This is a genomic window from Rhodococcus sp. LB1 (genome assembly GCF_001583455.1).
GTDB lineage: Bacteria > Actinomycetota > Actinomycetes > Mycobacteriales > Mycobacteriaceae > Rhodococcus_F > Rhodococcus_F opacus.
This window is the reverse complement of record NZ_LTCZ01000095.1, coordinates 1-22,803: the sequence shown is the minus strand read 5'-3', so window position 1 is coordinate 22,803 and position 22,803 is coordinate 1. Positions and strand designations below refer to the sequence as shown.

Below are 22,803 nucleotides of genomic sequence, written 5' to 3'. Positions count from 1 at the left end.
TCCCCCGTCGTCGACGTCGAGGACACCGACACCGCAGAGTCGTTCGAACTGCCCGGCGCCGACCTGTCCGGTGAAGAATTCACCGTCCGCGTCATCCCCAAGCAGTCGGACGAATTCACCTGCACCAGTTGCTTCCTGGTCCATCACCGCAGCCGCCTCGCCGACAGTACGCAACTGATCTGCCGGGACTGCGCCTGAGGAAGCCCGACGCATCCGAGGGACGGCGCCTGAGCACGCTCTTCAACGGGCCCATAGACGGCCCACACCACCGGTTCAAGACCTTCCAGCTCCACCTCAGCTGGATCCCAGGCCGGCACAACACCCGGCGTGCTCCTCGGTGGTCGCGGCGGTACTGCTCGGCGATCTCGTCAGCTTCCCGTGCCAGCCGGGTCAGCTTCCTCATCTCCTCATCCCAACCGACAGCAGATCCGCCCATCGGCGGTGCGGCCCGCGGACACACACCAACGCCGACCCCGACCACACGCTGCCGCATTAGCCGCTGACAAACGACCGTGTCGGTGGGCTGATCGCGGGCGCCTGGTCGCAGACCTGGCCCGCGCCCGAAATCCGCTGCGCTCCAACCCCACCGTGCACGATTCGCCGCCGAGCCGTCCAGCACCGCGAGCAGAGAACGCGGCAACGACTCAGCGGGCACGAGCCGCGACAGTTTGCAGTGGAATGGGAAGCGGCCCGGCGCCGCCTCGTCGACGGACTCGATCAGCGCGTCCTCACCCTCGACGCTCACAATGACGAACACCCCGATGAGCCCGTGCGGATTCGGTGCGCAAGCCACCAAATACTGCGGGTTCGCCTCAGCTGAGTCGATAGCGACGATCTCAGAAGCCGTCCGTGGGTGGGTGGCGGCCACCGTGTGAGGAACAGGTCAGGACGCATCCACCGCACTAATGATCGCGGCGGCGACCGCTGCGACCACGGTGCGCACGACGGGTTGACGGACGATCCAGGTTTGCATCGTCAGCGGTGGATCGACCAGGCGTCGCCACGTCCAGTCCGGGAGCAGTCGCGCAGCGCTGGTGCCGACCAGGATCGCCGCGGTCGATCCGGTCGCCCTCAGGCACGCGTGGGCATTCTCGGTGTAGTTCGCAAAATGCCACCGCGGGGTCGCGCCAGCGTGATGGGCGGCCGCGACGAGTTGATCGTGCCCGATGGGGACCTGTTCGCGGGAATGAACCAAGACGTCGAGTCCGTCCAGCGCCGCGAGCCGCCAGGTGTCGTCAAGGTCGCCGGGGACGTCGATGCTCGGGTCGATCGCCACCCCGAACGATTCCTCGAGGACCCGGTGATGGAACAGATCCGCCGGGGGCGGCTCATGCAGGAATGCGATATCCAGGCGTCCTTCGCGCAGACGCTGCAGATGGGTGTTACTGCTCCCGTCGGACAGCGACAGGTAGGCCTGGGGCAGCGTGTCCCGGACGGCGTCGATCCACCGGTCCAACCAGGGTGAGGGCAATCCGGGGACGAGTCCGACCTCCACGGTCTCGCGGACCGGGCCGGCGTCCCGCGCGGCATCGCGGGCGGTGTCCGCGTACCGGAGCATCGTCACTACGTGCTGGTAAAGGGCTTTTCCTGAGGCGGTGGGGAGAACTCCTGAGGGTACGCGATCGAACAGCGGAACCCCGCACTCGCGTTCGAGGAGCTGGATCTGACGCGTCAGCGCGGGCTGGGACACCAGCAACGACTTCGCGGCCGCGGACAGCGAACCGCGGTCGCACGCCTCGACGAAGTAGCGCAGTTGCCGTAGCTCCACCCGGTTCTCCCCGACTCGGACGACACCGAGCAGGTGCCATAACTTTTGATCATACCGGGACCAGAGAAACGGCATTGGATCGCGGCGACCGAGTGGGCTTTCATTGTGGTGGGCACCACAACCGCCGACGAGCGTGATGTGGGTTTTCCGTCACGCTTCGCTCGAAAGGACATCTTCATGGCCGCGATATCCACCGCCGCGTCCGGCACCAGGTACCGCTGGGTTGTACTCGTGCTCTGTTGGGCCGCCTTCACCATGACTTCGGTCGATCGCGCGACCTGGGGTCCGGCCGCGGGGTCGGTCGGCGACGATCTCGGCGTCGCGATCGCCGGTCTCGGGCTCTTCGCCACGACGTATTACATCGGGTACGTCCTCTCCAACGTCGTCGGCGGCTTCGTCGCGGACTGGGTCGGTAGCCGGGTGACGGTGGGGTTGAGCATTCTACTGTCCGGCGGGTTCATGCTCGCGTTCGGGGAGGCCGACACCCGCACCATGGGGTTGCTGTTCCAGGCCTGCATCGGACTCTGTGCAGGCGCCGAGCTCGGCGCCGGGGTCAAGTTGATCACCAGCTGGTTCGTTCCCGAGCGCCGCGGCTTCGCGATGGGTGTGTTCATGACCGCGACCTCGCTGGGTCTCGTGGTTGCCAATGCCGTGGTTCCCACGCTGATCGCCTCGCACAGCTGGCGCACCTCATATCACCTGTTCGGCGTCATCTCCATGGTTCTCGGGGTGGTGTGCCTGATCCTGCTGCGACCGGGCCCGCTGGTTGTTCGGGAGAAGGGGTCGGGCCGCCCGGACCTGCGGCCGCTGCTGCACAACCGCAGCCTGCTCCTGCTGGGCCTGGCGGGTTTCTGCGCCCTGTGGGGCACCTACGGTTTCGTGACCTGGTCGAACCTGCTGATGGTCAAGGGCGTCGGGATCGACCCCGTCGAAGCCGGCACCGTCGTGGTCATCTTCGGCGCCGTCGCCGTGGCGTCCAAACCGGTCATCGGCTTCATCGGCGATGCACTCGGATTGAGCCGCAAGAACCTGACCATCGCCATCCTGGCCACCTTCGCCGTCTGCCTGATCGCCTTCAGCTTCGCGACCACGGTGACCCAATTCCTCTGGATCGCACCCGTGCTCGGTATCGCCGCCTACGTCTACAGCCCGGTGATGCTCGCGATGATCCCCACACTGTCCGGCGGGCAGCTGGCCGGCTCCGCCGCCGGGGGTGTCAACGCGTTCTGGCAACTCGGCAGCACCCTCGTGCCCACCGTGGTCGGCCTGGTGTACGGCGCGACCGGCTCTTTCCAGGTCGTGTTCCTGGTCCTGGCCGCCGGCCCACTGCTGGGCATCGTCCCCATGCTCGGGCTGCGCACAGCCGACATCCACGAGCACCTTCCGCCCACGGCCGCGACCAACTCAGAGCCCACCGGTCAGCCCCTGCTGGCCACCAATGGAAAGGACTGACCTACCCCATGACCTCGACCACTGAACCGGCGAACAACCACTACGACGTGATCGTCGCCGGAGGCGGATCCGGAGGCGTAGCCGCCGCCGTCGCGGCCGCCCGGGCCGGTGCGCGCACCCTCCTGATCGAGCGTGGGCCCTGCCTCGGCGGTGCCGCCACGTTGCGTAACGTCGTCACCTACTGCGGCCTCTACACCCGCGACGACCTCGAGCAGGTCGTCTTCGGTATCGCCGACGAAGTAGTCGACGCCCTCCGGTCCCGGGGTGCGGTCAGCGAGCCACGCAAATACAACGCCGTCACCGTCGTCTTCGACCCGGAGAACGCCAAGGTCGTCCTCGACCAGCTCTCCCACGACGCCGGTGTCCAGGTCCGACTGCACAGCCTCCTGATCGGGGCGCACACCGCCGGTGATCGGATCACCTCCGTCGAGGTCGCCGACCACGAAGGGGTGCACCGGTTCACCGCAGACGCCTTCGTCGACGCCACCGGCGACGCCGACCTCGCCCACCACGCCGCCGCAGACGTCCGATACGGCACCGACGGGTGGGTCCAGAACGGCAGTCTCGGTGTCCGTTTCGGCGGCATCGACCCCGGGTCCGAGGTCACCGTCGCCACCCTCGGCGCTGCGGTCCGAGCGGCGAAGGCCGCCGGCGCCGAAAATCTGCTCGCCGAATCCGGTCTGGTTGCGCAGATGCCGATCTCCGGTGACGTCATCGCCTACATGATCGACGAAGGGTACGACGCCCGCTCGGCCGCCGACACCAGCCGCGCCGAACGCCACGCCCGCCTGCAAGCACACGCCTACCTCGACGCCGTCCGCACCATTCCGGGCGCCGAACACGCCTACATCGTCGCCACCGGGCCGGAACTCGGCACCCGCGAGTCGCGTCACATCATTGCCCGGCACCGACTACGCGAGGACGACATCCTGCACCCGGCCACCCCGGAGGACGCGGTCGCCATCGGCGCCTGGCCCATGGAATACCACCCCGGCGCGGGAATTCCCTCCACCTGGAAATTCATCGGAGATCCTGGCTACTACCCCATCCCCTTGGGCTGCCTGCAGAGCGTCAACCGGTCCAACCTCTACGCCGCCGGCCGCACCCTCGACGGCGACCGCCAAGCCGGAGCCTCCCTGCGCGTGATGGGGACAGCCTTCGCCACCGGACAGGCCTCCGGAATCGCCGCCGCCCAGCACGCCCTGACCGGCGAAGTCACCACCACCACGGTCCGCCAGGTACTGCAGCGCCAAGGCGCGCGGCTACCCGAACCCGTCCACGCCTGAACCCGAACCGCGCAATTCTCGGTCACCCTACCCACGTATCGCCAGGAGTTCACATGGTCCACAAGATCGCCCTCGAAGAGCACTTCGGGGCCACCGACCCCAACATCGTCGAGCAGTCCGCCACGCACTTCACCTCAGACGCCTGGCCCGCACACCGGGACATGCTGCTCGATATCCACGACTCCCGCCTGCAGCTGATGGATGAGTGCGGTATCGGCAAGGCCGTTCTCTCCCTCCTCTCGCCGGGCATCCAGTCCCTGCACGACCCCGCCCAGGCCGTCGACTGGGCTCAGCGGCTCAACGACTACGCCGCCAAACAGGTGGCCCACCGACCGGACCGGTTCGCCTCGTTCGCCGCACTACCCATGCAGGACCCCGCCGCCGCGACCACCGAAATACGTCGCGCCGTCACCGAACTCGGCCTCGTCGGCGCCCTCGTCAACGGATTCTCCCAGGTCGGTGACGAGAACACCGTCGTCTACCTCGACGACCCCCGATACGCCGAATTCTGGTCCACTGTCGAGGAACTCGATGTTCCCGTCTATCTGCACCCGCGTGACCCGCTCGAGTCCACCACGCCGCAGTACCACGGCCACCCCTGGCTCTACGGGTCCGCGTGGGCGTTCTCCGTCGAAACCGGAACCCACGCCCTCCGCCTGATGGGCAGCGGCTTGTTCGACCGGCACCCCAACCTGAACATCATCCTCGGCCACCTCGGCGAGCTGCTGCCCTTCAACGTCTGGCGCACCGACCACCGCGTTGCGGTCGCACCGCGGGGCATCGACATCCAGCACTCGTTCGGCCACTACCTCCGCAACAACTTCTACCTCACCACCAGCGGAAACTTCCGCACCCCGGCCCTTCTGAACACCATCCAGGAAGTCGGCGCCGACCGGCTCCTGTTCTCCGCCGACTACCCGTTCGAGGACATGCGCGAAGCCGCCGACTGGTTCGACCGACTCGAAATCAACGACAACGACCACATCAAGATCGCCCGCACCAACGCCCAAGCATTACTGAAGATGTGAGACGCACCAGGAACGGAGCGTGCACCAGATCCGACATCCCACCGACCCATGTGAACGGTGTTCCCCGTCCCCCTCATCGATGACCAAAAGCAGATTCCGACCCGTCTCACAGTCGACATCTTTTATATATTATGTGCTATGGTGTCGAGCATGACCGCGCCAGCCGATGTCACCACCCCCCAAACGGACGAGGCCGCTGTCCTGGAGCACCTTCTGGCCACCCGATGGAGTTGCCGCGCCTACCAGGACCGTCCGGTTCCCGAAGCAACGATCGATCGACTACTCACCGTCGCGCAACGATCGGCCTCGTGGTGCAATACACAGCCGTGGCAGGTCATCGTGACCAGCGGGGAGGGCACGGAACGCTTCCGCGAGGCAATGACGAACGGGGCGCGACACAACCCGCCCAGGTTCGATTTCGATGCCCCAGCCGAGTACCGCGGCGTCTACCGTGACCGGCGCCGCGCCAGCGGATGGCAGCTGTACCAAGCCGTCGGCGTGGAGCGCGGCGACCGTGAAGCGTCGTCCCGCCAGGCGTTCGAAAACTTTCGCTTCTTCGGCGCGCCGCATGTCGCGATCATCACCACCGACGCGGTGCACGGGGTGTACGGAGCCGTCGACACCGGCCTGTACGTGGGCACGTTCCTACTCGCGGCCCGGAGCCTCGGGCTCGGAGCTATCCCGCAGGCCGCGCTCGCCAGCCATTCCCCCCTCATCCGCGAGCACTTCGACATCCCCGCGGACCGGAAGATCCTGGTCGGCATCTCGTTCGGCTTCGCCGACACCGACCACCCGGCCAACAACTACCGCACTGCGCGGGCACCGCTGAACGAAGTCGTGACGCGGGTCCGCGAATAGGCATCGCGGCAACAACGGACGCGATGTCGCGCTGACCCTCCGCTTCGAATGATAGATTCTCCGCATGCGGAGTGAACGCTCCGCTTTGTTGGGAGTATTCATGAAAACCGCTTCGCTGCGGACGCACTATCAGCTGACATTTGCCGTTCTCACTCTTGGTGTCGGTGCCTTTGCCCTTCTGCAGTCACTGTTGATGCCGGTGTTGCCCACCCTCGAGTCGGCGCTGGGTACGACACAGGCCGACGTCACGTGGGTGTTGACCGCCTACCTGTTGTCGGCGTCGATCTTCACTCCGGTCATGGGACGCCTCGGTGACATGCACGGGAAGAAGCGTCTGTTCGTCGTTGCACTCGTCGCACTGGCGGCGGGGTCTCTGCTCGCGGCCTTGGCTACGTCGCTGCCGGTGATGATCGCCGCGCGGGTGATCCAGGGAATCGGTGGCGGCGTGCTGCCGTTGGCGTTCGGCATCATCCGCGACGAGTTCCCGCAGGAGAAGGTGGTGGGAGCGGTTGGCGTCATCGCCGCGCTCACCGCTGTCGGCGCAGGTCTCGGCATCGTTCTTGCCGGTCCGATCGTGACCGTGCTGAGTTACCACTGGCTCTTCTGGATTCCGCTGATCATGGTCGTGCTGGCCGGGTTGGCCGCGCAGATCCTGGTCCCCGAGTCTCCCGTTCGCACCGCCGGGAAGATCAACTGGCTCACCGCACTGTTGCTGTCCGGGTGGCTGGTCGCGTTGTTGCTCGGTGTGAGTCAGGCGCCTGCGTGGGGTTGGGGTTCTCCGACCGTTGTCGGGCTGCTGGTGGCTGCCGCAGTCATCTTGGTGACGTGGGTGGTGGTTGAATCGCGATCCACCAACCCGCTGATCGACATGACGATGATGCGAATCCGCAGCGTCTGGGCCGCCAACCTGTTGGCGCTGCTGATGGGGGTCGGCATGTACGCCGCGTTCGGCTTCCTACCGCAGTTTCTGCAGACGCCCGCGTCGGCCGGATATGGCTTTGGTTCGTCGGTCACCGAGTCGGGTCTGATGCTGCTGCCCGTGAGCGTGGGAATGTTCCTGCTCGGACTCGCCTCCGGCCGCCTGGCGGCTCGACTGGGTTCGAAAAACCTGCTGATCGCGGGGTCGATCGTCAGTGCGATCGGTTACTTCGTGGTGGCTCTTCTGCATGAGACCGAGATGGACATCTACCTCGCCACGTCCTTGGTCGGGATCGGTTTCGGCCTGGCCTTCTCGGCGATGTCGAATGTTGTCGTCGCCGCGGTGCCACCGGAACAAACCGGTGTCGCGAGCGGTATGAACGCCAACATCCGCACGATCGGGGGCTCGCTGGGCGCTGCATGCATGGCCAGCGTCGTCACCGCCGGGGCGTCCTCCGCGGGGGTTCCGCAGGAATCCGGCTACACCAACGGATTCATCATGCTGGGCGTGGCAGTTGGCCTCGGCGCCGTTGCGGCCCTGTTCATCCCGGCAGTGAAGCGGAACAAGACCACGAATCTCGAAGGGTCGCCCGAGCTGCGACACCCGGAACTCGCGATGGTTGCGGGAGGCACGCTGGTGGGCGGCGAATCCGAATGACGTCCAATGTGAGCGTTCAGGGGAGCGAAAAGGTTCTGCGTCGCGACGCCGCGGAGAATCGGCAACGGTTACTCGATGCGGCGGCGACCGTGTTCAGTGCGCGTGGCCTGGATGTGGGTGTCGACGAGATCGCCCGGGTCGCCGGCGTCGGCATCGGCACCCTGTACCGCCGGTTCCCCACCAAGGATGCGCTGATCAGTGAGCTCGTTCGCCAGGTGCTCGAAGACTTCCTCGCCCTGGCCCATGATGCCGCGTCCGCGCCGGAGGGCGAGGGTCTGGAGCAGGTGCTCTACGGCAGCGGAGCCATCCTGGCGTCGAACCGCGGATGCTTGTCTCGCATGTGGAACGACGATCAGACAACAGTTCTGAGGAACGAATATCGGCGGATCCTTTTCGAGCTGTTGGCGCAAGCCAAGCAGCACGGCCGCATCCGTGAGGACGCCACCGACGCCGACCTGGATCTCATCTTCTGGTCCCTCCGCGGCGTCATCGCGACAACTCGCGGCGTTACCGACACAGGCTGGCGTCGGATCATGGCAGTCATGATCGCGGGATTGCGGCCCGGCGCGGACGACCTCGACGCGGCGCCGATGAGCGCCCAGGACGTCGCACAGGTCATGGATAATTTGTGGCCTCGGTAAGGTTCGGCGGGTGGCGAGGGGTCACTACCCCGTCAGGTATTCCTCGTCGGTGACGTGTTCGAGCCACGTCGTGGTGGTGGCCGGATCGTCGGCGTTGTCGAGCATAGCAAGGTGTTCCATGAACGAGTCGGCGCTTGCTCCGTGCCAATGTTGTTCGTTCGGTGGGCAGTAGAGGGTTTGACCGGCGTGTGCTTCGACCTTCTGGCCGCCGCGGGACCGTACCCAGGCAGTTCCTTGGGTGATGTGCAGGGTCTGGCCGTGGGCGTGCGAGTGCCACGCGGTGCGGGCGCCGGGTGCAAAACGCACTTTCGCCACTACCAGTCGCTGACCGGGTTCGCGGGGAAAGGCGATGCGGTCGAGCCAGACGTCACCCGTGAATTGCTCGGGCGGGTTCTTCGTCGTCGGAGTGTGGGGATCAATCTGCATTGCTGTACTCCTCAGGGTTCGGGGATTTCGAGGCCGAATGTCTCGCGGGTGATGTCCTCCGGTTCCGGGCCGCCGCGCACACCCGTGTCGAGAGCGTCGATCGCGGCGAGTTGATCGGCGGTGAGCTCGAAGTCGAAGACGTCGAAGTTTTCGGTGATACGCGACGGGGTGACCGATTTCGGGATCACCTGGCGGCCCTGCTGCAGGTGCCATCTCAGCATCGTCTGCGCCGGTGTCTTGCCGTGCGCCGCTGCGATGTTCCCGATGGTGGGATCGTCGAGTGTGGAGCCGTGGGAGCCGCCGCGGTAGAAGGTGATCCCACCGATCGGGGACCATGCCTGGGACAGGATCCCGTGTTCGGCGTTGGCGGTGAGCACGTCGGATTGACGGAAGTACGGGTGTACCTCGATTTGGTTGACCGCCGGCACCACCGAGGTTTCGTCCCGCAGTCGCGTGAGGTGGTCGGACATGAAGTTGCTGACACCGATGGCGCGGACGCGGCCGTCCCCGAGCAGCGTCTCGAGCGCTTTGTAGGCCTCGACGGTGAGGGTGAACTCGCCGGGCAGTGCCTGGTGCAGAATCAGGAGGTCGATCTGATCGATGCCGAGTTTGCGGGCGCTCTTGTCGAAGGCGTGCAGCGTCGCGTCGTAGCCGTAGTCGGTGATCCAGATCTTGGTCTCGATGAAGATGTCCGAGCGATCGATGCCCGAACGGCGTATGGCTTCGCCGACCTCGCGTTCGTTCTGATAAGCAGCGGCGGTGTCGATGTGCCGGTATCCGGTCTCCAATGCCGCCTCGACCGCTGCAACGGTGTCATCGGGCGGCGTCTGGTACACACCGAAACCCAGTGCCGGCATCGCGATTTCGTTGTTCAAGGTCAATTGAGGGATGGTCATGTTTCAACCTTAGGTTCGGTCAGCGCGCGCTGGGAGTGCCTGTCGAACCAGGTACCGGCAGTACCTGGTTCGACCAGCGGATTTCATGGGGCGGGTCGGAGCGGAGCCGAACCCGAACTGCGGTGCCGTGCGGCGGGCACGATCACCGTGAGGACGACGACCAGCGCGACGACGAGCAGTACGGTGCCGCCGGTGAGCGCGGTGCCGACGTGGTCGGTCACCGCCGCCGGTCCGTCGAGGTTGCTGCCTGTGTTTGCCGAGAGTGCGACGAGGACGCCCAACCCGAGTGCCATTCCGAGTTGGTGCGCTGTGTTGACCAGTCCGGATGCCGCGCCGGCGTCCGCCGAATCGACACCGGCGATTCCTGCGTTCGTCAGCGGCCCGAACGCCAGGCCTTGCCCGGCGCCCACCAGGATCATCGGCAGTGCAACGTCTACGAGATACGTATCGAGTGGGTCGATGCGACTCAGCCATGCCATGCCGGCCAGAGTCAGCGCCGTCCCGGTAGCGAGGAGTGTCCCGTTCGAGAGCCGGGCGCTCAGCCGGGGAACCATGAGCGCGACGACGAAGTTGACGAGGGTCATCGGCAGGAAGCCGAGTCCTGCTTGCAGTGGGGAGAAGCCGCGCCCGTCCTGGAGCAGTTGGGTGGTGAAGTAGAAGAACCCGATCATCGCCCCGAGGTACAGCAGTCGAGCGGTATAGGCGCCGCTGCGTTCGCGACTGCGGAACAACCGTAGCGGCAGGATCGGCTGCTGCACCCGGCCCTCGTGAACGACCAACCCGATCAGCAGGACGGCCCCGAGTGCCAGAGCGATCTGTACCCGTGCCGATCCCCAACCGGCCTCGGCGGATTCGATGATCCCGAAGATCACGGCACCCATGCCGAGTGTCGCACCGAGAGCACCGATTACGTCGAACCGTCCGGTTCGACGTGGGGTTTCGGTGAGCACGGTGCTGGACCAGACGATCAAGGCGACCGCGATCGGGACGTTGACCAGGAACGCCGCTCGCCAGGAGATCCACTCGGTGAGCGCGCCTCCGACCAGAAGGCCGAGGCTGGCGCCGATACCGGCCGTTGCTGCGTACCAGGCAACGGCCTTGTTGCGGGCCTCGCCGTCGAAATAGGTCGTGATCAACGCCAACGAGGTCGGCGCGACGATCGCAGCACCTATTCCCTGCACCGCGCGGGCGGCGATCATCCACCATCCCGCCGGCGCGAGCCCGATGAGCAAGGACGCGGTACCGAAAATCGCGAGACCGATCCTGAACAGTCGGCGCCGCCCCACGATGTCCCCCGCGCGGGCGGCCATCAGGAGCAGGCCACCGAACACCAGAGTATACGCGTCCTGAACCCACGACAGCGCCGCCGGTGACAGTTCGAGCCCGGATCGGACGCTCGGTAACCCGGTGAAAATCACCGAGTTGTCCAGCAACACCATGAAATAGCTCGCCAGGATGATTCCCAGAATCGCGGCCGGGGTGGCCGCGGTGCGACCGGAAACAGCTGTGGTCACGGCCGGACCGCGACCTTGAGCGCGTCGCGGGAATCCATCGCGGCGTAGCCCTCCGGCGCCTGACCGAGACCGACGGTCCGGTCGAACACCTTCCCCGGCTGGACAGTGCCGTCCAGGACTGCCGGAAGCAGCTGCTCGATGTAGGCGCGCACCGGCGCCGGACCACCGGTCAGGGTGATGTTCGGCCCGAACAGGCTCCCGAACCCGACGGGCGCGTCCTCGTACTGGGGCACCCCCACACGGCTGATCACTCCGCCCGCGCGGACGACGCCCACGGCCTGATCGTAAGCGGGCCGGTGACCGACCGCCTCGAGGACGACCGCGCTGCCCAGTCCGCCGGTCAGCTCACGAACCTTCGCGATCCCCGCCTCGCCACGCTCGGCAACCACATCGGTCGCACCGAACTCGCGACCGAGGTCGGTCCGCACCCGGTGCCGCCCCATCAACACGATCTGCTCGGCACCGAGCCGGCGAGCCGACAGCACCGCTAACAATCCCACCGCCCCGTCACCGATCACCGTCACGACACTGCCCTCGCCGACGCCGCCGCGGACCGCGGCATGCCAGCCGGTGCCGTACACGTCCGACAACGTCAGCAAGGAGTCAAGCAGCGCATCGTCGGCGTCCTCGCCCACCGGCACCTTCACCAGCGTGCCGTCGGCCAGCGGCACCCGGACCGCCTCGGCCTGACCACCCGCCGTGCCCAACGAGGCGTCATTCCAGAACCCGCCGCGCACACACGAGGTCTGCAGACCCGCGGCGCAGAACACGCACGTGCCACACGACACCGCGAACGGCGCGATGACGAAGTCACCGACCCGCAACGTCCTCACATCCGAACCGATCGCTTCGACGACACCGATGAACTCGTGGCCCATCGACCTGCCCTCGGGATCGACGGCCATGGAGTGATAGGGATGCAGGTCGCTGCCACACACGCAGGCCCGCACGATCCGGACCAGAGCGTCGGTCGACGACTGGATGGTGTGATCAGGAACATCGATGACGCGGACATCGCCCGCGCCGAACATGTACGTCGCTTTCATGCCATCCAGTTGACCTCCATTCCGGCCGCCCGGGGAGTCACGGACGTTCCGGGTACTGCCAGTACCTCCCACATCCGGCGGCCACTGCCTACCGTGGACTCATGAGTTCGATCGACCTGCGCACCGAAATCCGCGAGTTCCTCAGCACGCGGCGCGCACGCATCACCCCGGAGCAGAGCGGACTACCCGTGTACGGCGGCAACCGCCGTGTCAAAGGCCTGCGCCGCGAAGAGGTCGCCATGCTCGCCGGTGTCTCGGTCGACTACTACGTCCGCATGGAACGCGGGAACCTCGCCGGCGCCTCCGACAGCGTCCTCGACGCCCTGGTCGTCGCCCTGCAACTCGACGACGCCGAACGCGACCACCTCTTCGCCCTCGCCCGCCAATCGCAAGCAAGCGCCACCCGCCGCCCCCGCACCCCGGCGGTGACCGTCCGCCCGGCAATTCAGCAAGTACTCGACGCCATCACCGACGCGCCTGCCTGGATCCGCAACGGCCGCCACGACATCATCGCCATGAACGACCTCGCCCGCGCCCTCTACTCCCCCGTGCTCGCCGACCCCCGCCGCCCCGCCAACACCACGCGATTCGTCTACCTCCACCCCCAGGCCGCCGAAGAATTCTTCGTCGACTACGACACCATCGCCAGGGACGCCGCCGCCATGCTCCGGCTCGAAGCAGGCCGCAACCCCCACGACAAAGCACTCATCGCACTGGTCGGGGAACTGTCCACCCAAAGCGAACTCTTCCGCCAGCGCTGGGCGTCACAAGACGTCCGCTTCCACCGCAGCGGGCGAAAACGCCTGCGCCACCCCGCCGTCGGACAACTCGACCTCGACTTCGAAGCACTCGAACTGCCCTCCGAACCCGGTCTACAACTCAACATCTACACCGCAGCCGCCGGCACACCCACCGCCGACGCCCTCAAACTCCTCGCATCCTGGTTGGCCAGCCAGGAACCACTCGGCACCGAACACACCGCTCCCAGCAGACCACATTGACCCCTGCGCACAGCGGATCGGAATGCCGCCATCCTTGCGATAACGACAGGGGCACGCAGGATCCTGACCACGTTCAGGAGAGTCCGAGCTGGAGGCCGGCGTGCCGGTTGGTGTCCTTGTAGAGCAGATAGCGGAATCGACTCGGCCCGCCCGCGTAGCACGCCTGGGGGCAGAAGGCACGCAACCATAGGAAGTCGCCCGCTTGTACTTCGACCCAATCCTTGTTGAGCAGATACACAGCCTTTCCCTCGAGTATGTACAGACCGTGTTCCATGACGTGCGTCTCGGGGAACGGGATCGCACCTCCCGGTTCGAAGGACACGATGTTGACGTGCATGTCGTGGCGGATGTCGGTCGGATCGACGAACCGCTGGGTCTTCCATGCCCCATTCGTGTCGGGCATCTCGACGCCGGCGACATCTTGCTCCCGGGTCACGAAAGACTCGGGCACCTCGATACCGTCGACCTGCTGATAGGTCTTGCGGATCCAGTGGAACGTCGCGGTGGCCGGACCGTGGTTGTGCAGGGTCCACCGGGCGCCGGGAGCGAGGAAGGCGTAGCCACCCGCATCCAGCACATGCTCGACCCCGTCGATTGTGAGAGTCAGCGCACCGTCGACAACGAACACGACGGCCTCGGCGCCCGGATCGGCATCGGGACGGTCACTGCCGCCACCAGACGACACCTCGACGATGTACTGCGAGAACGTCTCCGCGAATCCGGACAACGGCCGCGCCAGCACCCACGCCCTGGTCCCGTTCCAGTGCGGCAGCAGACTGGCGGTGATATCGCTCATCGTGCGACGCGGCAGGACCGCGTAGGACTCCGTGAAGACCGCGCGGTCTGTGGTCAGGTCGGTTTGCGGCGGCAGGCCGCCTCGCGGAACGAAGTAGTTCATGCTTTCCTAATCGGGTTGTCGGGCCGGGGACAGTCGCGTGCCACCGGTGGTGTCGATCTTCCGCCTGTGGACGCCACACGAGAATATTCGTGCGGAGGGTGGTGGCTGCACCCGAGTCCGGGCGTCAGTGCGCAAGAACCCACAGTCCAGTGAGGCTCAGCACGACGATGCTCACGGCCAGGAGAGCTCCCGCGCCGAGGGCCGGTGTTGCGGACTCTGTCGCAAATCGCGTCATCCGGTGGGACCGTGACCGATGCTCGTGAACCGTGACCCCGGAAACGAGTGCGCCGACGATCACCGGTCCGACCAGCGCTGTGGAGCTGCTGGGCGGAAGCCAACGCAGGCAGGCCACTACCAACCCGAGTATCGACACACTCGTCCGCGCGAAGGACAGCGAGGTGCGCTCGGGCTGAAGTCCGGCGTCGGTCGACCGAGTCGCGACCATCAGAACCTCAGAACTTCGATGACCAAGACGGATGCGCAGATGACGAGCACCACACCTACGACCGGTGCCATTACCGGAACCGGCAGCGTGCGGCCCGTCCGCAGTGCTCGCTCGGCACTGATCCACTGGACGAACGACGCGACCGCGACGACGGCACCCGAGATGAGGAGCAGTGCGGCCAAACCCGTACGAACGGCAGGCGGGAGCAGACTGCCACCGAAGGCCTCGACCCCGAGCCCGGAGGCGACGAATGCCGTGGCCGTGCGCATCCAGGCCAGGTAGGTGCGTTCGTTTGCGAGCGTGAAGCGCGGGTCGGGGTCCTTTCCGGAACGGAACGGTGTCCAGTTCGGCATCAGGTGCCAGGTCCTTTCCGAGCGCGGTGTCTGTTCATTTCCCCTTCGGACTGTTCCGTCAGGGCGGCGTCGAGAAGCGACGCGCCTGCTTCCTCCAGTTCGGCGATCCGCGCGTTGCGCCGTGCCAGGTCCGCGTGGCTCTGGACGGCGAAGCTCCGTGCGGCGGGGGTCAAGGCCCCGGGGCGGTGAACGATGCCGAACGGCGTCCGGATCTCCGGATCCGTTTCGACGACGACCGCACCCAACCGGTGAGCTGCCGTCGCCATCCGCAGCGGCAGCAGTGCGCTGACCGCACCGTTGAGGACCAGCGTCATCTGCGCGTGCCGGTTCGGCATCTGCGCCCGGACCAGTGGAATCACCGACTCTCGTCGCAGCACCGAGGCGACGATGTCGTTCTCGCGTAGCGCCGAGTTGCTCACCACGAGCGGCACACCCTCGAGCCGCCGCAGCTCGAACGGCCCGTCCGGGGTGGGGGTCCCGGGAGGCATCACCAGCAGCAGCCTCTGGTCCCCCAGTTCCACCCGCTCGAGGTTCTCCGTCGGAACGGGAAAGGTGGTGAAGCCGAGTTCGCAGTGCCCGGCAAGCACCTCGTCGCAGAGTTCCCTGGCGCCGGGGAACTCCAACAGTTCGATCCGGATCTCGGGGTAGAGACTCGTGAACGAGGCACTCCACGCGGCGACCGCCTCGCTGGACATCTCCGGCATCGTGCCGATCGTGACGGACCCGACCTGCAGTTCACGAGCCCCGCGCATGATGTCCTGCGCGGCGACGAGGTCGCCGAGCACTTTGCGGGCAGGCTCCACCAGCAGCCGGCCCGCGGGGTTGAGCACGAGATTTCGGCCGGTCCGGTGAAACAGGCTCAGCTTCAGCTCACGTTCGAGCTGACGGATGCCCTGTGAGAGCGACGCCTGCGCGACGTGCAGGTGTTGAGCCGCCCGGTTCACACCCTGGTGCTCGACAACGGCAAGGAAGTACTCGAGTTGTCGGATGTCCATGGCCTCATCCTTCCCTCCGCCCCGGCGGACCTGCACTCCTTCCGTGTCAGACGCGGTAGGAGTCGGGCAGTGTCCCGTCGACGCCGACCTGTGTGATCATGGCCTTGGCGAGGTTCCGCTCGTGGATCGGCGAGGATCCCTCGTAGATGCGGAGTGCACGAACGTCACGCCACATCCGCGGCACGGGGTGCGAACCGACGATGCCCTCACCGCCCAGTAGCTGAACGCAACGGTCGGCGACCCGGCTCGCCATCTCGGAGCTGTACAGCTTGGCGGCGGCGATACGGTGGCGTGGGATGTCGCCCTCGTCGAAGGCTCGCGCACTCTCCACTGTCAGTGCACGCCCGGCCTCGAGTTCGGCGAAGCTGGCTCCGAGTGTCGCCTGAACCGCGCCGAGATCCGCCAGCGGAGCACCGAACTGTCTGCGGCCGTTGGCATGTGAAGTCGTCTCTTCCAACATGCGAGTGGCCTGGCCGACACAGGTCGCGGCGACGTGCAAGCGGGCATGGTTGATACCGCGCAGTGCCATCGTCAGCCCGGCGCCTTCGATGCCCCCGAGGAGGTTCGCTGCGGGCACCTCGACTCTGTCGAAGTAGATCTCGCCGACCGGCGCCTCGGCGTGCCCGTTCATGATCGTGGGCAGGACCGTCCGCACGCCGGGCGAGGCGGCGTCCACGATGAGGGCTGACACCCCGCCGGCGCCCTCGTCGGATTCGTCGGTCCGCGCGAAGACGATGAACGCGTCCGCCCAGGCAGCGTTCGTGATGTAGCGCTTGCTTCCGTCGAGCAGGTACACGTCGCCTCGACGCACGGCGGTGGTGCGCAGGTGGGCCGCATCCGAGCCGGCCACTTCCTCGGTGAGGGCGAAGGCCGTGACCAACTCGCCTGCGGCCATGGCGGGAAGCATCCGCCGGCGCTGGTCCTCGGTGCCGTGGTCGAGGATCGCCTGCGAGCACAGTCCGATCACGGTCGAGAAGCGTGACCGGTAGACGCACGACGCACGGGTGAATTCGAAGGTGAGCTGTACCTGCTGCTCCATCGACCATTCGAGGCCGCCGTACGCACGGGGGATGGAGATGCCGAACAGGCCGAGTGCCGCCATCCGGTCGAGGATTCGGGCGGGAACCTCACCCGCCTCGACCATCTCGTTCTCAGCCGGGACGAGTTCGTTTTCGGTGAAGTCGGCAATTGCCTTCAGGTAGGTGGGGAAGTCGTAGTCGAAGACCTCTGGGTCGATCATGTTGGGAACCTTTCGAAGTAGGTGTCAGTTGAGTGCGGAGTCGCCGACAACGCAGCTGTCGAGCAGTCCAGCCACTTCGTCGTCCGAGTAGCCGAGTTCATGCAGGACGGCCGAGGTGTGCTGCCCGGTGGTCGGCGCGGCGACCGACGTGGTGCGGCGACGGCCGTCGAGTGTGAAAGCCAGCCCAGGACTGGTGAACGACGCGCCGTCGGCTCCGGCGACGTCGACGAGGACCCCGGAAGTCACGACATCCTTGTCCTCGGCCAGGTCGTCGAAGGATCGTATTGCGCCGCATACGATCTGGGCGGACAGCAACCGCTCGACGGCCTGATCGCGCGTCATCGTGCCGAACGCTTCGGAGAGAGTCGCCAAGAGTGCGGGCCGGTGCGCGACGCGTGCCGGGTTGTCGACGAACCGCGGATCGTCGATCATGTCCGGGCGATCGATGAGATGACACAGCGCAGACCACTTTTCGTCCGTGTAGGCCGAGAGCACGATCTTTCCGTCCGTCAGGGTGACGACATCCGCAGCCGGTGCGGCGTGCGCCTGGCCGTTCCCCTTGCGCCGCGGTGCCTGCCCCGTGATCGTGTACTCCCCCCAGTTCGCCGCCTGCATCGCCAATGTCGCCTCCATCAGCGAGGTCTGAACGTGCGCGCCCCGACCGGTGGAAGTTCGTTGGTACAGCGCGGCGAGGATGCCGGTGGCGAGTGCATTGGCCGCTGTGACGTCGGCGGCGGGCAGCCCCAGCCGTTGCGGCTCCCCGTCCGCTTCCCCGGTGACGTGCATCAGCCCGAACTCTGCCTGTGCTGCGATGTCGAGTCCCGGACGGGCGCTCGAGGGCCCGTTGACCCCGAATCCGGTCACGCTTCCGTGCACGAGTCGGGGATAACGGCGGCTCAACTCGTCCGCTCCGATTCCCAGACGTTCGGCGGAGCCGTTGCGGAAATTCTGAACCAGCACATCGGCTTCGGCCAGCAACCGGTGGAGAATCACCCGGGCTTCGTCTCGGCTCAGATCGAGGGCGATGCTGCGTTTGTCCCTGTTGTAGGCCTGCACCATCGCTTCGCCGAACGTACCGATACTCCGAGCCTGATCGCCGCGCAAGCTCTCGACTTTCAGGACGTCCGCGCCGAGATCCGCGAGGGTCTGACAGGCGCTGGGTCCTGCGATGTACTGGCCGAGGTCGAGTACCCGGATGCCGGTGAGAGGTCCACGCATGGTGCTCACCGCGCCTCTCGCGCTGCGTATTCGGCGGTCAGATTCTCGAGCCTGGCCTTGGCCCTCTCGGGGTTGAGCATCACGCCACCGACGACACCGAGCACGCACACCGTGATGCCGACGAACATGAAACCGGTCGAGTAGCCCTGCGCCGCGCTGGGTGCATGCTCGATGATCAGTCCGAGGGCGTACGGGGCAACGATGCCCGCGACGCTGTAGGCGGCGATGATGCAGCCGAAGAACGCCACCCGCTGCCGGGCCGGCAGGAAGTCGGACGCACCGGCAAAGGCGACGGAGAACGCGACACTGTTGACCGCAAACGCGGCAATGACGAATACCAGCTGCAACGGTCCCGGCGCGAGTTGGGTGAAGATCACCATCGAGATGCCTCCGACCAGCAGATACGCACCGGTGAGGTAGCCGCGCGCGACCCGTGAGCTGTAGCCCTTCCGGAGCAGCCGGCCGGACAACAGGCCCGCCGAGAGCAGGACGGCAACCGCGACGATGTACGGCAATGTCACCAGCGTGCCGACGGTGCTCGCCGAGTACCCGAGCCCTTCGTTCATGTACGCGGGCAGCCACGCCACCTTGAGCGAGGAGATGAGGTAACCGGCGAACGAGAGGAGAACCAGGCCCCAGAAACTCTGCAACGTCAGCAGGCGGCGGAAGGGAACCACGATCTTTCCGTTGGGGTCTTCGATCTTCGCGACGCCCTCGACCGCAGCCTCGGTCCGCTTGAACGGCAATTTCTCGGTGTACCAGAACCACCCGATCACCCACAGCACGCCCAGGGCAACGAGGACAGCGAACGCGGCGTGCCAGGTCCAGGTCAGGATCACCCATGTCAGCACGGGGGCGGCCACCAGCGGGCCCACCGAGGAGCCGGCGTTGACGAGGGCGCCGGCCGTCGCCCTCTTGTCAGGCGCAAAGCGGTCGGCGACGATCGACTGACACAGCGCGTGCGCGGGACCTTCGAAGAAGCCCAATGCAATTCGGCACACGAGGAGCACGCCGAACGACGTCTGAACGGTCAGGGGCAGCATGCTGACAATCCAGGTCACCATCAGCAGTCCGGCACCCCAGGTGTACGAGATCTTGCGGAGTACCGCGGTCAGGGTGACCGCACCGACGGCGAACAGCCAAAAGAAGGCACTGCTGAGCAACCCATACTGACCTGCGGTGATTCCGAGGTCGTCACGGATCTGGTGGCTCGCCAGTCCGATCGCGGCTTTGTCGGCAAAGTTCAGCGTGAAGAACAGGAACAGCAGGACTACAATGCCCCATGCACGCCGGCTCGCCGGGCGGAGCCGCCGATGTCCGGTGTCGCCCGGACTGGTTTCGATCGTCACCATGAATATCCTCCGGAAGTGTGAGCGCTCAGGCTGTGGATTGCCCCGACGGCAGCTGCGACGGAGCGTCAGGAGCGGTACCAACAGCACAGCCGAGTAGCGGCGCGGCATCAACCGGCAATTCGCGGTCGGACCATACGGTTTTGCCTATAGGTTCTGGTCAGGTACGTCCGGCGAGCCGGAACCGGGGCCACAACGACGGGCAGACCGGGGCACTGCCGACGCGTGCCCCAATGGGTTACGTCGCCAGCATGGACGTGCGGCAGATGGAGCATCTTCTTGCAGTCGTGGACAACGGCGGCGTCAACAGAGCGGCCGAGGCCTTCGACATTGCCGCACTCTCGGACATGTCGACCGATCCCCTGTCGGTGTGGGTCGCGCGCTTCCGTAGCTACCGAGTTTGTGGGAGATGATCACCCGTGGCACGTACTCCAGCCTTTGGCCGCCGCGGGGATTGAGGCCCCCGCGCGGCTGCGGATGGACCGGTCCGAAGCAGGCTGACCGTATGTCGCCCACGTCGATCCGTAACGGCGGTGGGGGTTTTCGATCCAGTTGGGGGGTGGGAACGAAGTACATGACCTCGCCGACCGGGGTGCGGCAGACTTTCCTCGCCCCCCGGTGGTGTCCCTGATCGAGGGTTTGCCGTTGCCGGCATGAACCCGGTGCGGATCCGCACCGACGCCGACACGCGGAACGGGTGGCCTGCCATCCGGCCCATCGGGGAGGTGCTCGGACCCGTCGACGTTTCGCGTCCCGGTCTCGACGACCACGCGGCGGGTTCACTGCCGAGAAGGCACGCCGAGACAACGAAACCACTCCGGGGAAGTCATCGGCGTTACCCCAGCGCCGCCGGTTCTCGATCGGTCGGCGGAAAGGACTTTGTCCCCTAGCCTGCCCGTCGCGTGGATAGGAACACTGATGGTGACCGGGTGCGGTGCCCGCGCCTTGGGTACCGCTCGGCGACATCTGTGCGACTGAGAGTACCCACATGACACGCCTGCAGGCTTCTTCGGTGAGCGCACCGCATCACTCGATTCCCACCCGCCGAGCACTGAGCACACCGGAGATCCTTCAACGGATCCAGGCGATGTTCGCTGATGGAGACGACCCCGGGCCGGCTGGCAGCGACGAGAAGCCGTCGCCTATCTGACAGGCAAGTGTTCCCGCTGACGACGTGTTGCGTTGCGCGCCGGCGAATCCGATGAACCCATCCCCCGTCGGCAACCTCGTGGTCTCGCCGATGATGAGCCGATTCAGTGGCCCGATCCCAGCCCGCTGGGCCCGTGGTGCCGGCCCCCTGCTCTCGTGAGCCTTGCTGCCGTCGCTGTTCGACACACTCCCACAACGGCACACAGCCCCGGGTGAACTGGTGAGCCTTTCGCGTGGCCGAAGCGGACTCCGACGGTGGTGGTGGTCTCCCGATTGCAAGGACATCTCACCGGGATGCAGGAACAGAGGCCCTACCGCTGGTCGCCTGCCAGCCGGGGCAGGGTCAGCCGTCGCCCCGTGACGTACTCGATGTCGAGGACGAGGTAACCATCAGAGGGCTGGATCGTCCACGGGGAGATGCCCGAGTGGTCGAACGCGGACAGATACTCCGAGCCTGTGGCGGTGCGGGCGTGGCCGAGAACGACCACGCTCCATCCGGCACGGGTTCCCGACTCGACGTGGCCGGCCTCGAACGCCACGAACGTCCGATCGAGGCGGTCGAACCAGACCTCGTTCTCGGTCGCAATGATGATCTCGGAGTGGGGGGCGGCGAAGGTCACCAGCCGCACCGCAGGCAGGGCGTCCTCGGTGTAGAGCAGACGACCCGTGGGTACCGACCGCAACGCGTGGGCGCATTCGGTCGGGGTCAGGGTGCCGTCACGGCCGGAGGTACTCATCACGCTGTGGTCTTCTTTCCAGGCGCGACGGTCGGGGTTCGTGCGTCTACGTCCTCAGCATGACCCTTCCTTCTTCGAATGGTTAGAGTCCTAAGTCGTTGCTGTCGCTCAGAGTCACCAATGGCGCATCGTCCGCCCGTGGCCGAGTTTGACCTCGACCAAAAGGGGATATCCTCGGGTGCACGGCGGCGCTGCCGGCTGCGCCCGGGTTTGTACGGCGGGGCGCGTCACGAGGCGGCGCAGAAAGCTGGTGACGATGCCAGGCGACGACGAATCACTCCTGCTCGACACTCTCTCGCGGATACGGTTACGAGAGATGCTGACCGAGATGCAGGACCGCATCGAGCAGATGACCGCCTCCCGAGAGCAGTTCGACGGACTACTCGAGGCGATGCTCACCGTCTCGTCCGGGCTGGACCTCGCAGCGACACTGCGGCGGACCGTCGACGCGGCCATCAGGCTGGTCGACTGCCGATATGGGGCACTCGGCGTGCTCAACGACAGCGGAGACCGATTGCAGGAATTCATCTATGCCGGCATCGACGAGCACACACGGCTACTGATCGGGGATTTGCCCACCGGGCACGGACTGCTCGGTCTGCTCATCGACCGCCCTACGCCACTCCGCCTCGACAACCTCGCCCAGCACACCGCCTCCTCCGGGTTCCCCGCACATCACCCGCCGATGCGCACCTTCCTCGGCGTGCCGATCCGCGTCCGCGGGCAGGTCTACGCCAACCTGTATCTCACCGAAAAGGACGGGAGCCATTCCTTCACCGAGGACGACGAAATTCTCGTGCAGGCCCTCGCCGCGGCGGCGGGGATCGCCATCGACAACGCCCGCCTATTCGAACAAGCCCGGGAGCGCCAGCAGTGGCAGCAGGCCACCAGCGAGATCCGCGGTGAACTGCTCGCCGCCATCGACCC

General features: G+C 66.2%; 23 protein-coding genes. 10 read left to right on the top strand and 13 right to left on the bottom strand.

The features are described from left to right. A partial coding sequence (locus AZG88_RS49880) for a DUF4193 domain-containing protein (RefSeq protein ID WP_061045183.1) occupies nucleotides 1-198 on the top strand: 198 nt, incomplete at its 5' end. A 685-nt stretch (nucleotides 199-883) separates the two neighbouring features. Here the strand turns inward: AZG88_RS49880 and AZG88_RS15965 are convergent. Beyond that, on the bottom strand, nucleotides 884-1,768 hold the full coding sequence (locus AZG88_RS15965; protein WP_061698216.1) for a LysR family transcriptional regulator: 885 nt from the start codon (nucleotides 1,766-1,768) through the stop codon (nucleotides 884-886). A 177-nt stretch (nucleotides 1,769-1,945) separates the two neighbouring features. Here AZG88_RS15965 and AZG88_RS15960 point away from each other — a divergent pair, with 177 nt between their 5' ends. The 6 genes from AZG88_RS15960 (at nucleotide 1,946) to AZG88_RS15935 (ending at nucleotide 8,609) form a co-directional block, all read left to right on the top strand. Further along, nucleotides 1,946-3,220, top strand: coding sequence for an MFS transporter (locus tag AZG88_RS15960; protein WP_025432738.1), 1,275 nt, complete (start codon nucleotides 1,946-1,948; stop codon nucleotides 3,218-3,220). Nucleotides 3,221-3,228: 8 nt separating this feature from the next. Then, on the top strand, nucleotides 3,229-4,506 hold the full coding sequence (locus AZG88_RS15955) for an FAD-dependent oxidoreductase (protein ID WP_005242476.1): 1,278 nt from the start codon (nucleotides 3,229-3,231) through the stop codon (nucleotides 4,504-4,506). 53 nt (nucleotides 4,507-4,559) lie between these two features. Beyond that, nucleotides 4,560-5,534 carry an amidohydrolase family protein gene (locus AZG88_RS15950; RefSeq protein WP_005242478.1) on the top strand — a complete coding sequence of 325 codons (975 nt, stop codon included), beginning with the start codon at nucleotides 4,560-4,562 and terminating at the stop codon, nucleotides 5,532-5,534. Nucleotides 5,535-5,684: 150 nt separating this feature from the next. Next, nucleotides 5,685-6,392, top strand: coding sequence for a nitroreductase (locus tag AZG88_RS15945; RefSeq protein ID WP_005242479.1), 708 nt, complete (start codon nucleotides 5,685-5,687; stop codon nucleotides 6,390-6,392). A gap of 100 nt (nucleotides 6,393-6,492) precedes the next feature. Then, nucleotides 6,493-7,968, top strand: coding sequence for an MFS transporter (locus AZG88_RS15940; RefSeq protein ID WP_025432739.1), 1,476 nt, complete (start codon nucleotides 6,493-6,495; stop codon nucleotides 7,966-7,968). Beyond that, nucleotides 7,965-8,609, top strand: coding sequence for a TetR/AcrR family transcriptional regulator (locus AZG88_RS15935; protein ID WP_025432740.1), 645 nt, complete (start codon nucleotides 7,965-7,967; stop codon nucleotides 8,607-8,609). Before AZG88_RS15940 ends, AZG88_RS15935 begins: the two co-directional genes overlap by 4 nt. Before the next feature lie 24 nt (nucleotides 8,610-8,633). Here AZG88_RS15935 and AZG88_RS15930 read toward each other — a convergent pair whose 3' ends face one another. The 4 genes from AZG88_RS15930 to AZG88_RS15915 all read right to left on the bottom strand — a co-directional run bounded on the left by AZG88_RS15930 (nucleotide 8,634) and on the right by AZG88_RS15915 (nucleotide 12,491). Beyond that, nucleotides 8,634-9,035 carry a (R)-mandelonitrile lyase gene (locus AZG88_RS15930; RefSeq protein ID WP_061045178.1) on the bottom strand — a complete coding sequence of 134 codons (402 nt, stop codon included), beginning with the start codon at nucleotides 9,033-9,035 and terminating at the stop codon, nucleotides 8,634-8,636. An 11-nt stretch (nucleotides 9,036-9,046) separates the two neighbouring features. Then, nucleotides 9,047-9,931 carry an aldo/keto reductase gene (locus tag AZG88_RS15925; RefSeq protein WP_061698215.1) on the bottom strand — a complete coding sequence of 295 codons (885 nt, stop codon included), beginning with the start codon at nucleotides 9,929-9,931 and terminating at the stop codon, nucleotides 9,047-9,049. Nucleotides 9,932-10,014: 83 nt separating this feature from the next. Continuing rightward, nucleotides 10,015-11,445 (bottom strand): MFS transporter, encoded by a 1,431-nt coding sequence (locus tag AZG88_RS15920; protein ID WP_061698212.1) that lies wholly within the window; start codon nucleotides 11,443-11,445, stop codon nucleotides 10,015-10,017. Continuing rightward, a complete protein-coding gene (locus AZG88_RS15915) occupies nucleotides 11,442-12,491 on the bottom strand; it encodes an alcohol dehydrogenase catalytic domain-containing protein (protein ID WP_005242487.1) in 1,050 nt (349 codons plus the stop codon). Before AZG88_RS15915 ends, AZG88_RS15920 begins: the two co-directional genes overlap by 4 nt. 101 nt (nucleotides 12,492-12,592) lie before the next feature. Between AZG88_RS15915 and AZG88_RS15910 the strand changes: the two genes are divergently transcribed. Then, on the top strand, nucleotides 12,593-13,492 hold the full coding sequence (locus tag AZG88_RS15910; RefSeq protein WP_005242489.1) for a helix-turn-helix transcriptional regulator: 900 nt from the start codon (nucleotides 12,593-12,595) through the stop codon (nucleotides 13,490-13,492). A 73-nt stretch (nucleotides 13,493-13,565) separates the two neighbouring features. Here AZG88_RS15910 and AZG88_RS15905 read toward each other — a convergent pair whose 3' ends face one another. The 7 genes from AZG88_RS15905 to AZG88_RS15875 form a co-directional block, all read right to left on the bottom strand. After that, nucleotides 13,566-14,390, bottom strand: coding sequence for a bifunctional allantoicase/(S)-ureidoglycine aminohydrolase (locus AZG88_RS15905; protein ID WP_005242491.1), 825 nt, complete (start codon nucleotides 14,388-14,390; stop codon nucleotides 13,566-13,568). Nucleotides 14,391-14,514: 124 nt separating this feature from the next. After that, nucleotides 14,515-14,835 carry a DUF202 domain-containing protein gene (locus AZG88_RS15900; protein WP_025432741.1) on the bottom strand — a complete coding sequence of 107 codons (321 nt, stop codon included), beginning with the start codon at nucleotides 14,833-14,835 and terminating at the stop codon, nucleotides 14,515-14,517. Next, entirely contained in the window at nucleotides 14,835-15,188 is a 354-nt protein-coding gene (locus AZG88_RS15895) for a YidH family protein (protein WP_005242493.1), read from the bottom strand. The genes AZG88_RS15900 and AZG88_RS15895 overlap by 1 nt, the downstream gene beginning before the upstream one ends. Further along, nucleotides 15,188-16,183, bottom strand: a complete 996-nt coding sequence (locus tag AZG88_RS15890; protein WP_005242494.1) for a LysR family transcriptional regulator — start codon at nucleotides 16,181-16,183, stop codon at nucleotides 15,188-15,190. The genes AZG88_RS15895 and AZG88_RS15890 overlap by 1 nt, the downstream gene beginning before the upstream one ends. 46 nt (nucleotides 16,184-16,229) lie before the next feature. Continuing rightward, entirely contained in the window at nucleotides 16,230-17,423 is a 1,194-nt protein-coding gene (locus AZG88_RS15885) for an acyl-CoA dehydrogenase family protein (protein ID WP_005242495.1), read from the bottom strand. A 24-nt stretch (nucleotides 17,424-17,447) separates the two neighbouring features. Beyond that, complete coding sequence (locus AZG88_RS15880) at nucleotides 17,448-18,641, bottom strand: CaiB/BaiF CoA transferase family protein (protein ID WP_043943937.1); 1,194 nt, start codon at nucleotides 18,639-18,641, stop codon at nucleotides 17,448-17,450. A 5-nt stretch (nucleotides 18,642-18,646) separates the two neighbouring features. Beyond that, a complete protein-coding gene (locus AZG88_RS15875; RefSeq protein ID WP_061698210.1) occupies nucleotides 18,647-19,993 on the bottom strand; it encodes an MFS transporter in 1,347 nt (448 codons plus the stop codon). A 230-nt stretch (nucleotides 19,994-20,223) separates the two neighbouring features. Here AZG88_RS15875 and AZG88_RS15870 point away from each other — a divergent pair, with 230 nt between their 5' ends. After that, nucleotides 20,224-20,403: a hypothetical protein gene (locus tag AZG88_RS15870; protein WP_061698207.1), complete on the top strand. Its 180-nt coding sequence runs from the start codon at nucleotides 20,224-20,226 to the stop codon at nucleotides 20,401-20,403. 1,047 nt (nucleotides 20,404-21,450) lie between these two features. Here the strand turns inward: AZG88_RS15870 and AZG88_RS15860 are convergent. Continuing rightward, the gene (locus AZG88_RS15860; protein ID WP_061698204.1) at nucleotides 21,451-21,876 is read right to left on the bottom strand and encodes a pyridoxamine 5'-phosphate oxidase family protein; all 426 of its coding nucleotides are present in this window, start codon (nucleotides 21,874-21,876) and stop codon (nucleotides 21,451-21,453) included. Between the two features lie 256 nt (nucleotides 21,877-22,132). On the opposite strand from AZG88_RS15860, the gene AZG88_RS15855 reads away from it, so the two are divergent. Further along, the coding region (locus tag AZG88_RS15855; protein ID WP_156517500.1) for a GAF domain-containing protein at nucleotides 22,133-22,803 on the top strand (671 nt) is incomplete at its 3' end.